Origin of the sequence: Marinobacterium rhizophilum (genome assembly GCF_024397915.1) — a bacterium.
Lineage (GTDB): Bacteria > Pseudomonadota > Gammaproteobacteria > Pseudomonadales > Balneatricaceae > Marinobacterium_A > Marinobacterium_A rhizophilum_A.
In genome coordinates, this window is the sequence record NZ_CP073347.1 from 3,447,851 (window position 1) to 3,459,534 (window position 11,684).

Below are 11,684 nucleotides of genomic sequence, written 5' to 3' on the forward strand. Positions count from 1 at the left end.
TACGGCTTACGGCTTACGGCTGCTCGCAGCCTGCCGGGCTTAAGGCTGCTAGCCAACCTCGATTTCCCCCAGACGCTCCAGCAGTTTTTCCAGCGCCATCGGCCGCCCCAGCAGGTAGCCCTGGGCATGGGTCGCCTTCATTTCCCGCAGCGACTGCAGCTGATACTCGGTCTCGACACCCTCGGCAATGGACTGAATGCCCAGCGACTTGGACAGCGCCAGTATCGCCTCCACCACCGGGCAGTAGCTGCCGGGCAGCTGCTTGTTGATAAAGCTGCGATCGATTTTCAGGCCGTCAATCGGCAGCGTGGTCAGGTAGCTCAACGACGAGTAGCCGGTACCAAAATCATCGATCAGCACGCGAAGGCCCGCATGCTGCCAGTGGCGCAGGGTCTCGGCGCACTTCTCGACGTTGCGCATCATGGTGGTTTCGGTGATCTCGATACGCAGGTTCTGCGGCGGCACCTTCTCGCGCAGCAGGATTTCGAGGATGCCATCGCGCAGCCGGTCGGACTGCAGCGCAACACCGGACACATTCAGCGACAGCTTGAAATCCGGCGCCTGCGGCAGAATCTGCTGACGCAGTGCGCGGCAGCTGCACCGCATGACCCAGAGGGTGAGCGCCTCGATACGGTCGGAATCTTCGACGATGGGAATAAAGCGCCCCGGCGGTATCAGTCCGTGCTGTGGATGGTTCCAGCGCACCAGGGCTTCGCCACCACTGACCTGGTTGGTCTGCAGGTCGATAATCGGCTGGTACTCCAGAAACAGCTGTGACTCGGCAATCGCCTGATCGATACCCTGCAGCACCATCAGGTGATCCTGCAGCTGGTCCTTCATGTCCTGGCGAAAGAAACAGTACTGGTGCCGCCCGGCATGCTTGGCTGCATACATCGCAATATCGGCGTGACGCATCATGTCCTGTGCCGTGCCGCCATCCTCGGGGTAAAGGGTGATGCCGATGCTTGCCGAGACACTGAAACGCTGTCCTGCCAGGCTCACGGGCTCCACGAAGACCTCGCTGACACGCCGGGCCAGGCTGTCAGTACAGGCGGCATCAGTGAGTGGGAACACCAGGGTAAACTCATCCCCACCCAGACGGGCGATCAGGGGCTTGATCGATCCCACCAGGCCATCGAGCGCGGCGTCGACCACCAGTTTCTCCAGGCGGGCCGCCACCACTTTCAGTACCTGATCGCCGACATCGTGCCCGGCACCGTCATTGACCTGCTTGAAATGGTCCAGGTCAATAAACATCATCGCCAGGGATTCACCGCTGCCCTGCGCACCGAGCAGCATCTGCTCGAGTTCCTGCTGCAACAGGCGCCGATTGGCCAGCCCGGTGAGGGGGTCATGGTAGGCCAGCCGCGACACCTCACCATGACTGCTCTGTACCCGCAGGCGCATCTGCTCCAGCGCCTCGGCCAGCTCCCCAACCTCATCGTCACGCTCCAGGCTGAAACTGGCGCTGTCATCATGGGCGCGAAAACGGCGACTGCGCGCTGCCAGCTCCTGCAATGGCCGGGTCAGGCACCGGCTGACGGCCACCGACAGCGCCAGGGTCAGCAGTACCAGCACCACGAAACCCAGCAGCAGGACCAGCTTGACCTCCTGCCGCAGCCCGACAAGAGTGTTGGCGAGCTGGTCGGACATGCTGTCGATATCCGCCTGGGCCGCCCGGTAGGACATCGAAAACCGCACAGCAGCCAGGGTGGTTTTGCCCGATACGATGGGGTGGACGACATGCAGATACTCGCCGAGCGGGCGGGCACCGGGACGAAAGTGGTTTCCCAGGCCCGCCGGCACCTGGCCGTTCAGCAGCTCGTCATAGGCCCGCAGTTCGGCGCTGCCGTCATGCAGAATCCGCCGTTTGTCGTCATAGATATAGATATAGCCGATCTCGGTTCTCTGCTTGAGCTGCGCCAGGATATCCTGGATTTCACTGAAATCGCGCCGGTACACCGGGCCGACCAGGCTGTTGGCCAGGGTTTCCCCCAGCAACAGGGCATCGCGGCTGACCTGGCGCACGATACTGGTCTCGATCGCATCCTGCCCGGCGACATTGATACGGCTGTAGACCCCCTGCAGGACATAGAGTGAAAACACCAGCAGCGCAGTGCTGACACCAAAGGTTATCAGCACCAGAATGGCGCCGTAACGGGTGGCGATGGATCGCCGCAACAGGGCTACCATGTGCGGCTACTTTCGTAGATGTCATTCAGCAATTGCATGTCATCCGGCAATATCGGTTCAAAGCCTGTCGTCTGCTCGTAGCGCGCCAGCAGCTCAGCGGATGTCTCGGGGGTCATGCTCAGCAACAGGTGTCTCAGCGCTGTAGCCAACGCCGGCTCGAGCCCGGCGGACACCAGTTCAAGCGCCCGAGGATAGGAGGCCGAGCGATAAATAATGCGCAAATCCGAGCGTAACCCCGGTGGCACCCTGGTCGGATTATCCCAGTCATTATTATTCAGCGCGCCGGCCGCGGACAGTGACTTGTGTACCCAGAGGGCATTATTTTCTTCGGTGCGGCTGAAAATATAGCTGACAAGGCCCGGTTCGGCCGACTGTTGCAGGCTTTCCATGGGCCGCAGCTGAAGGCCCTGCTGTTCCAGCAGCATACGGGGCAGGTAGTAGCTGCTGAAGGAGTCCGCATCTTCAAAGGCAATCGTCTGGCCGGCCAGGTCATTCAGGCCGTGAACCGGCGAGTCCGCCCGGGTATAGATAATGCCCTGATAGTCCCGCTGTCCCCGTTTCCACTTGCGCAACAGCGGTCGGGCGCCTGCCTCGTGTACCAGGCGCGCGGCGGTATAAGCGGTTTCCGTTACCCAGTCCACCTCACCGCGGCGCATCGCCGCCACCAACTCCCCGGACTCCAGATAGAGCCGCACGTCGCCGCCGCTGACGCCAAGGCTTGAGAGCTGCGCCGCGGCGTGTTCCACCATGGGCCGCAATTGCTCGTAATCCTTGTCCGGACGCTCACTGACCTGGCCCAGCACCAGCACACGAGACTGCGCCGGGAGGCTGAGCAACAGCCCCAGCAGTAACGGAATAATTCGTGACAGCATCTTGTTTTTCATATCATTGTCTGGCCATTGCACCAAAGTACTTGAATACATTGGGAAATAAAAGGTACCCGTGCGGCTTCCGGCCGATTGTGGCGACACCATTGCCGCACGACAGTGCCGGCCTCTGCTGCCTTGCAGCCGATGCCTGCGCAGTAACAGTGGCCCGCGTGCGGTTCCCGCCAACCGGCGCTCGGCGTATCATTGAAGCCATTCCATGCCGGCCTCAGGATATCGCCTCGGTGCGCACCGGTTGCACGGCTGTCATACAAACCCTGTTTAATGAACGATCTAACGAGAGGTGGTTACCCCGTGGCATTCAACGACAGCCAGCGCATTTATCCGCAAACCCGCCTGCGACGCATGCGCGCTGACAGTTTTTCCCGGAACCTGATGCGTGAAAATCAGCTCACACCCAGCGACCTGATCTACCCGGTATTTGTGATTGAAGGCAAGGACCAGACCGAATCCATCGCCTCCATGCCCGGCATCGAACGCATGACCATCGACCGCCTGGTCAAGGATGCCCGGGAGGTGCAGGCGCTGGGCATTCCCGCCATGGCGCTGTTCCCCGTCACCCCTGCCGATGCCAAGTCGGAACGGGCGGAAGAAGCCTGGAACCCGGATGGCCTGGCCCAGCGTGCGGTGCGCGCCATCAAGGATGCCTGCCCGGACCTGGGTGTCATCACCGATGTGGCACTGGACCCCTTCACCACCCACGGCCAGGACGGCATCATCGATGCCCAGGGCTATGTACAGAACGACATCACCGTTGAAGCCCTGGTGCGCCAGGCCCTGTCCCACGCAGCCGCCGGCGCCGACGTGGTCGCACCGAGCGACATGATGGACGGCCGTATCGGCGCCATTCGCGACATCCTGGAAGCCGAGAGTCACACAAACACCCGCATCATGGCCTACTCCGCCAAGTATGCGAGTGCCTACTACGGCCCTTTCCGCGATGCCGTGGGCTCGGCAGGCAACCTGGGCAAGAGCAACAAGTCCAGCTACCAGATGGACCCTGCCAACAGCAACGAAGCCCTGCACGAAGTCGCCCTGGACCTGGCCGAGGGCGCCGACATGGTGATGGTCAAGCCCGGCATGCCGTACCTCGATATCGTGCGCAGGGTCAAAGACGAATTCCAGGTACCGACCTTCGTGTATCAGGTGAGCGGCGAGTACGCCATGCACATGGCGGCATTTCAGAACGGCTGGCTCGATGAGCGCAGCGTAATGCTGGAATCCCTGCTGGCGTTCAAGCGGGCCGGTGCCGATGGCGTGCTGAGCTACTTCGCCAAGCGCGCCGCCCGGGCACTTAACGAATAACAGCGGCCTTTGCCGGCGTATCGCCGGGGCACAGGCCTGCGACTATGAGGAGCACAGGGAATGAACACTCAGATGGAAGCGACTGCCGATGCAGCCGCTGCGCCGGTACTCGATCAGGCCGAAATTGAAGCGGCCGAGGCGGCGCTGGCTCTGCTCGAAAGCCGCGAGAGTCTCGCCATTACCGAACCGGTGGAACAGACGCCGCTGGACCTGAAGGCACCGGAGCTTTATATCAACCAGGAGCTCAGCCACCTGCAGTTCAACGTGCGCGTGCTGGAACAGTCGCTGGACCCGAGCTATCCACTGCTCGAGCGGCTGATGTTCCTGCTGATTTTCTCCAGCAACCTGGACGAGTTCTTCGAGATACGGGTTGCCGAGCAGCTGCGCCAGCTCAAGTACGGCCGTGAAGCCGTGGGCCCCGATGCCATGCACCCGCAGAAGATGCTCGAGCGCATCAGCGAGATCTGCGAGATCAACGTGACGCGCCAGTACAAGATCCTCAACGAGACCATTTTTCCCGAGATGGCCCAGCAGGGCATCCGTTTCGTGCGCCGCGGCGACTGGAACAAGGCACAGCGGGCCTGGGTCAAGGAATGGTTCGAACAGAACGTGGTGCCGGTGATCAGCCCCATCGGGCTCGACCCCTCCCATCCCTTCCCGCGCCTGGTCAACAAGAGCCTCAACTTCATTGTTCAGCTCGACGGCAAGGATGCCTTTGGCCGTGAAACCGGCCTGGCCATTATCCCGGCGCCGCGTTCCCTGCCACGCCTGGTACGCCTGCCGGACGAGCTGTGCGAGGGCGGCGACAACCTGATTTTCCTGTCGTCGATGATTCACGAGTTCGCCGAAGACCTGTTCCCGGGCATGAAGATCGAGGGCTGCTATCAGTTTCGCATCACCCGCAACGCGGATTTGACCTTCGACTTCGAGGAAATCGAGGACCTGGCCCGCACCCTCAAGGGGGAGCTGCACTCGCGCAAATACGGCGATGCGGTGCGGCTCGAAATCGACAACCGCACACCAGAGCAATATATCCACTTTCTGCAGCAGGAATTTACCATCAGCGACAGCCAGGTCTACCGCGTCGATGGGCCGGTCAACCTGACCCGCCTGATGGCGGTGCGCGACCTGGTGGAACGTGCGGACCTGCGCTGGAAGCCCTTTTCCCCCGGCATACCCAACAAGCTCAAGGACGAGAAAACCGTGTTCGAGAGCCTGAGCGCCAGTGAGCAGCTGCTGCTGCATCCCTGGCAGTCCTTCTCGCCGGTGGTGGACCTGCTGCGCCAGGCCGCCAAGGACCCCAAGGTACTGGCCATCAAGCAGACGCTGTACCGCACGGGCGTCAAGTCCGACATCGTCAACGCCCTGGTGGAGGCGGCCCGCAACGGCAAGGAAGTCACGGTGGTGATCGAGCTGCGCGCGCGCTTCGACGAGGAGAGCAACCTCAACCTGGCCAGCCGCCTGCAGGAAGCGGGCTGCCTGGTGGTGTACGGAGTGGTGGGATACAAGTGCCATGCCAAGCTGATGCTGATTGTGCGCCAGGAAGGCACCCGGCTGGTGCGCTACTGCCACCTGGGTACCGGCAATTACCATTCCGGCACCGCGCGCCTCTATACCGACTACAGCTTCATGACCGCCGACCAGGAGATGGGCGAGGACGTTCACAAGGTCTTCCAGCAGCTCACCGGCATGGGCAAGATACAACGCCTGAAAAAGCTCTATAACGCGCCCTTCACGCTGCACGCCAAGATGCTGGAAATGATCCAGCGCGAAGCCAAGAATGCCCGTGCCGGCAAACCCGCGCGCATTATCGTCAAGGTCAACGGCCTGACCGAACCCAGGTTGATCCGCAGCCTGTACGAAGCCTCCCAGGCCGGCGTTCAGGTCGACCTGATCATCCGCGGCACCTGCCGGCTGCGCCCGGGCATCGAGGGCATTTCCGACAACATCCGCGTTGTCTCCATTGTCGGGCGCTTCCTGGAGCATACCCGGGTGTACTACTTCGAGAATGCCGACCACAAGCCTGACGTCTTCTGTGCCAGTGCCGACTGGATGGAACGCAACATGCTGCACCGGGTCGAGACCGGCTTCCAGCTCTCGGGCAAGCATGCCGAGCGTATCAAGCGCGAGCTCGACTACTACCTGCGCGACAACACCCACAGCTGGGTCCTGGCGTCGGATGGCAGCTATACGCTCAGCCAGCCGGCCGAAGACGAAGAGCCCTTCAGCGCCCAGCAGCAACTGCTGAACGACTACGCCAGCTAGCGCCTGCCCGCCTACTCGCCGCGCCGCCGGATTCGTCCGGGCGGCGCCCCACAGCGCGCCTGCCTCCCGCGCCGGCGCTGCCTGCAAAGGCCGCCACTGCGATATTTCCTGTTCGACTGGTCAGTTATTTACCGTCACTGCCGCTGTTAAATTTGCCTTTTGCCGATATTTGCGGACAATAGCGCCCCTTTCCTGCTCGCAACAAGTCGGGCATCATGCGTGTTGTGTGCGCAAGCGGACACATCACCGGGGTGGTCACACAGAGATCCTGTCTGCACCCACCATCAATCAGGCGATAACGGAATCTACCAGATGTCCCAAGCTCAGACGGCACTTGAACTGGTCGACATACACAAGTCCTACGACGACCTGCAGGTCATCAAGGGCATCTCGCTCAAGGCCAATGATGGCGATGTCATCTCGATTCTGGGCTCCAGCGGCTCCGGCAAGAGTACACTGCTGCGCTGCATCAACCTGCTGGAGCGCCCCAATGCCGGGCGCATTATCGTCGCCGGCGAAGAACTGGCGCTCAAGCCCGGCAAGGACGGCTACCTCGGCGCCGCCAGCCGCGCCCAGCTCGAAGCCATGCGCTCACGCATCGGCTTCGTATTCCAGAGTTTCAACCTCTGGCCCCACAAGACCATCCTGGACAACATCATCGAAGCCCCCATGCGCGTGCTCAAGCAGCCCCGCAGCCAGGCTGTCGCCCGTGCCGAAGAGCTGCTGGCGCGCGTGGGCCTGGCGGACAAGCGCAACGCCTACCCCGGCAACCTGTCCGGTGGCCAGCAGCAGCGCATTGCCATTGCCCGTGCCCTGGCCATGGACCCGCAGGTATTGCTGTTCGATGAGCCCACCTCGGCGCTCGATCCGGAACTCGTCAACGAAGTCCTCAGCGTGATGCGCTCCCTGGCGGAGGAAGGCAGAACCATGCTGATCGTCACCCACGAAATGCGTTTTGCCCGCGACGTCTCCAGCCAGGTGGTCTTCCTGCACCAGGGACAGATCGAGGAAATTGGCTCACCGGAACAGGTCTTCGACAACCCCAAATCCGAACGGGTGCGGGATTTCATGTCGAGCCACCTGTCCTGACACCGGGGCCGATATAGCGGCCTACAATAAGAAAACACACCAGCAAGAGAAATGACCCGTATGAAGCTGCGCAAACTCATCCTTACCCTTGGTCTTGTCGCCAGCACCGCCCTGACGGCCAGCACCGCCCAGGCCGACAAAATCCGCATCGCTACCGAAGGCGCCTACGCGCCCTTCAACCTGATTGATGCCAATGGCGAACTCCAGGGCTTCGACGTCGACATCGCCAATGCCCTGTGCGCCGAAATGCAGGCCGACTGCGAGCTTGTGGCACAGGACTGGGACGGCATTATCCCCGGCCTGCTGACACGCAAGTACGATGCGATCATCGCCTCCATGTCCATTACCGAAGAGCGCCTGCGGGTGGTGGACTTCAGCGAACGCTACTATTCCAACGTGCTGGCCTTTGCCGCCGCCAAGGACAGTGACTTCAAGACCGACAAGGACAGCCTCAAGGGCCTGGTGATTGGCGCCCAGCGGGCCACCATCGCCGGCCTGTACCTGGAAGACAATCTCGCCGATACCGTTGAAGTGAAACTCTACGACACCCAGGACAATGCCTACCTCGACCTGGCCGCCGGTCGTCTCGATGGCCTGCTGTCCGACAAGTTCCCGGCCTACGACTGGCTGCGCAGCGATGAGGGTCAGGGCTTCGAGTTCAAGGGCGCGGACATTGATATCGACGACAAGATCGGTATCGCCGTACGCAAGAACGATCCGCTGAAAGACAAGTTCAGCGCCGCGATCAAGGCCATCGTCGAAAATGGCACCTACGAGAAGATCAACGCCAGGTACTTCCCGTTCTCGATCTATTGATCTGCCGCGGTACGGCGCTCACTGAGCGCCGTACCTGCATTCCCTTCTGCCACAGGACGCTTCACTAATGGATCTTCAGGGTTTCGGTCATTTGCTGCTTTCCGGCGCCTGGGTGACATTGAAGCTGGCCCTCACGAGCCTGGCCTTCGGCTTGCTGTTTGGCCTGGTGGGAGCCGCAGCAAAACTGTCCGGCTTTCGCCTGCTGCGCCTGCTTGGCACCCTCTATACCACCCTGATCCGGGGTATCCCGGAGCTGCTGCTGGTGCTGAGCATCTACTTTGGCGGCTCCATGCTGCTGATGTGGCTGGCGAGCTTCTTCGGCTACACCGACTATATCGAGATCAGCGCTTTCGCTGCCGGCGTGGCGGCGCTGTCCATCGCCTTTGGCGCCTATGCCACCGAGGTCTTTCGTGCCGCCCTGATGGAACTGCCCAAAGGGCAGTGGGAATCGGCCGAAGCCCTGGGCATGAGCCGTACGCAGACCTTCTTTCGCATTATCCTGCCCCAGGTCTGGCGCCTCGCTCTGCCGGGCCTTGGCAACCTGTTCCAGGTGCTGCTCAAGGACACCGCGCTGGTCTCGGTCGTCGGCCTTGACGAGCTGATGCGCCAGGCTTACGTGGCCTCCGGCTCGACCAAGGAGCCCTTTACCTTCTACATGGCCGCGGCCTTCATTTACCTGGGCCTCACCGCCATCGCGACCGCCGCCACCATGCTGATGGAGCGGGCCAGCAATCCCGTGTCCCGCGGAGCACGTGCATGATGCAGCCAGCTTTGCACCTTGACGCCGGACGCCCCCGCGCACAGAACACAACCGAGGCCTGTCAATGAACTGGGACTGGAGCGTCATTCTCAAATACCTGCCCAGACTGCTGGAAGGCACCTGGCTGACGCTGGAGCTGGTGGCCATTTCCGGCATCATCGGCATTGCCATCGCCCTGCCACTGGCGCTGATGCGGGTATCGAGCAGCCCCTGGATACGGGCCTTTCCGTTTGCCTACATTTTCTTTTTCCGCGGCACGCCGCTGCTGGTACAGATATTCCTGATCTACTACGGCGCCTCGCAGTTTGAGGCCGTCAAGCAGTCGATGTTCTGGGACATTCTGAAACAGCCGTACTGGTGCGCCATCATTGCTTTCTCGCTGAATACCGCCGCCTACAGCGCCGAACTGATTCGCGGTGCCATCCAGGCCATTCCCAGGGGCGAGATCGAGGCCGCCGAGGCGCTGGGCATGAGCAAGCCGCTGCAGGTGCGTCGCATCGTGCTGCCACGGGCCTTCGGCATCGTGCTGCCCGCTTACGGCAACGAGCTGATCCTGATGCTCAAGGGCAGCTCGCTGGCCTCCACCATTACCCTGCTGGACCTTACCGGCATGGCCCGCACCATCATCGCCCGCACCTATACGCCGCTGGAAATCTTTCTCGCCGCCGGCGTAATCTACCTGCTGATCAGCGGTGTCTTTATCGGCGCCTTCAGACTGCTGGAAAAACGCCTCAACCGCTACCAGCACTACCGGCACCAGGTGCCGGTGGAACTGACCCAGATCGATCCGCGCCTGCAGGACTGAGCGGCGCCACCAAATCCTGTCGAGCACCACAAAAAAAGCCCGCACAGGGCGGGCAAAGGACTACTTACGACGCGTTTGCGGGCACGCAGTTGGCTGCCATCGCAGCCGCTGCGTACCCGTTAGACATTGCTCAAACACCGATCAGGCGACGGACCTTGCCAGCACCTGGCCACAGCGATCCAGCCACTGCTGGCGTTCGGATGTCAGGTCACCGGCCAGTACGAAACCGCGCAGGGTGCCGCAGGCCTCGACAAAGAAGGCACGCAGGCCGTTCTCCAGCGATTCCACCTGCCATTCACCCTCAACATCAGCCGCCGGCGGCAACAGCGTCAGGGGCAGGGCGGGTGTCTTGACGATCACCGGCATCAGCGGGTACTGCGCCATGGTCGGACGCCCCAGCAGGGTATCGGCCAGCGCCCGCATGCCGTAATTGATCGGCGCGATATAGGGCAGCAGCTGACCATTGATTTCGGCACAGTCACCCAGGGCAAAGATGTCCTGGCCACTGGTGCGCATGCCGCCATTGATGACGATACCGCGGTTCACCTTGATGCCGGCCGCCTCTGCCAGTGCCATGCGCGGACGCAGGCCCACTGCCGAGATCACCAGGTCGGATGCCAGCTCAGTACCGTCACGCAGGTGCAGACGGTAGCCGTCAGCCTCGCGCTCAATACGCTCAACGGTGTTTTCCAGGTACCAGCTGACGCCCTGCTCAGACAGCTTGTGCTGCAAGGCATCACCCAGTTCGCGGGGCATCAGCCGATCCATTGGCCAGGCGGTGAGGCCCACCACATCGACGGCGTAGCCCGCTCCAGCCAGGTCATTGGCAAACTCGCAACCGATCAGGCCGTTGCCGATGATGGTGACGCGCTTGCAGCCGTCCAGGCGATCCCGCATCAGGCGGTAATCCTGCAGGTCGTTAACGCTCAGCACGTCCGCGGCACCGCTGCCGGAAATCGGCAGGCGGATAGGCTCGGCCCCCAGGGCCAGCACCAGCTTGCTGTACTGCAGCTCACCGATATCGGTTTGCAGCAGGTGTTTGTGCACATCGATACTCTGCACGCGGCAGCGGCTATAGATGCGGATATTCAGCCGCGCCTCGATCTGCAGCGGTGTTTCGCTGACCAGGTCCGCGGCGGATTTCTCCCGCGCCAGCGCATTGGACAGCGCAGGCTTGGAGTAGTGGTGGCCATCATCGGCGGTGAACAGCACGATCGGTTTCTCGGGGCTGCGCTGGCGCAGCGCCTCAGCCATGCCGTAACCGGCGTAGCCGCTGCCGATGATCACGACCGGCGGCTCGTTGCTGATCACTGCCGCGGCAACCGCATCAACCGGTTTCACGTCCGCCGTAATTTCGATCATCTCGAAATCCGCCTTGCCGACACCGCAATCCGGGCAGATCCAGTCTTCGGGTACGTCTTCCCAGCGGGTACCGGCAACGATGCCGTCTGACGGCCAGCCCTTGGCTTCGTCATAGATCAGTCCGCAGATGATGCACAACCACTTTTTCATGTTTCAGTCCTCTTGTGCGCCCGCAGCCATTAACAGGCCAGGGGTCGGGCTC

Annotated in this window: 9 protein-coding genes; 6 read left to right on the forward strand and 3 right to left on the reverse strand. The window is 61.8% G+C overall.

The window, feature by feature from the left end; all coding sequences use genetic code 11:
• Positions 1–48: 48 nt before the first annotated feature.
• On the reverse strand, positions 49–2,193 hold the full coding sequence (locus tag KDW95_RS15490; RefSeq protein WP_255852722.1) for a putative bifunctional diguanylate cyclase/phosphodiesterase: 2,145 nt from the start codon (positions 2,191–2,193) through the stop codon (positions 49–51).
• Positions 2,187–3,077: a phosphate/phosphite/phosphonate ABC transporter substrate-binding protein gene (locus KDW95_RS15495; RefSeq protein ID WP_255852723.1), complete on the reverse strand. Its 891-nt coding sequence runs from the start codon at positions 3,075–3,077 to the stop codon at positions 2,187–2,189. The genes KDW95_RS15490 and KDW95_RS15495 overlap by 7 nt, the downstream gene beginning before the upstream one ends.
• Positions 3,078–3,374: 297 nt before the next feature.
• Between KDW95_RS15495 and hemB the strand changes: the two genes are divergently transcribed.
• The 6 genes from hemB (at position 3,375) to KDW95_RS15525 (ending at position 10,120) form a co-directional block, all read left to right on the forward strand.
• Positions 3,375–4,385 (forward strand): porphobilinogen synthase, encoded by a 1,011-nt coding sequence (gene hemB / locus KDW95_RS15500; protein WP_255852724.1) that lies wholly within the window; start codon positions 3,375–3,377, stop codon positions 4,383–4,385.
• A gap of 60 nt (positions 4,386–4,445) precedes the next feature.
• Positions 4,446–6,650: a polyphosphate kinase 1 gene (ppk1, locus tag KDW95_RS15505; RefSeq protein ID WP_255852725.1), complete on the forward strand. Its 2,205-nt coding sequence runs from the start codon at positions 4,446–4,448 to the stop codon at positions 6,648–6,650.
• A 312-nt stretch (positions 6,651–6,962) separates the two neighbouring features.
• On the forward strand, positions 6,963–7,739 hold the full coding sequence (locus KDW95_RS15510) for an ABC transporter ATP-binding protein (protein WP_255852726.1): 777 nt from the start codon (positions 6,963–6,965) through the stop codon (positions 7,737–7,739).
• A 60-nt stretch (positions 7,740–7,799) separates the two neighbouring features.
• Positions 7,800–8,555 (forward strand): transporter substrate-binding domain-containing protein, encoded by a 756-nt coding sequence (locus KDW95_RS15515; protein ID WP_255856526.1) that lies wholly within the window; start codon positions 7,800–7,802, stop codon positions 8,553–8,555.
• Between the two features lie 67 nt (positions 8,556–8,622).
• Entirely contained in the window at positions 8,623–9,315 is a 693-nt protein-coding gene (locus KDW95_RS15520; RefSeq protein WP_255852727.1) for an ABC transporter permease, read from the forward strand.
• A 64-nt stretch (positions 9,316–9,379) separates the two neighbouring features.
• Positions 9,380–10,120, forward strand: coding sequence for an ABC transporter permease (locus KDW95_RS15525; protein ID WP_255852728.1), 741 nt, complete (start codon positions 9,380–9,382; stop codon positions 10,118–10,120).
• Positions 10,121–10,261: 141 nt separating this feature from the next.
• Here KDW95_RS15525 and KDW95_RS15530 read toward each other — a convergent pair whose 3' ends face one another.
• Positions 10,262–11,632 carry an FAD-dependent oxidoreductase gene (locus KDW95_RS15530; RefSeq protein WP_441813613.1) on the reverse strand — a complete coding sequence of 457 codons (1,371 nt, stop codon included), beginning with the start codon at positions 11,630–11,632 and terminating at the stop codon, positions 10,262–10,264.
• Between the last annotated feature and the right edge of the window lie 52 nt (positions 11,633–11,684).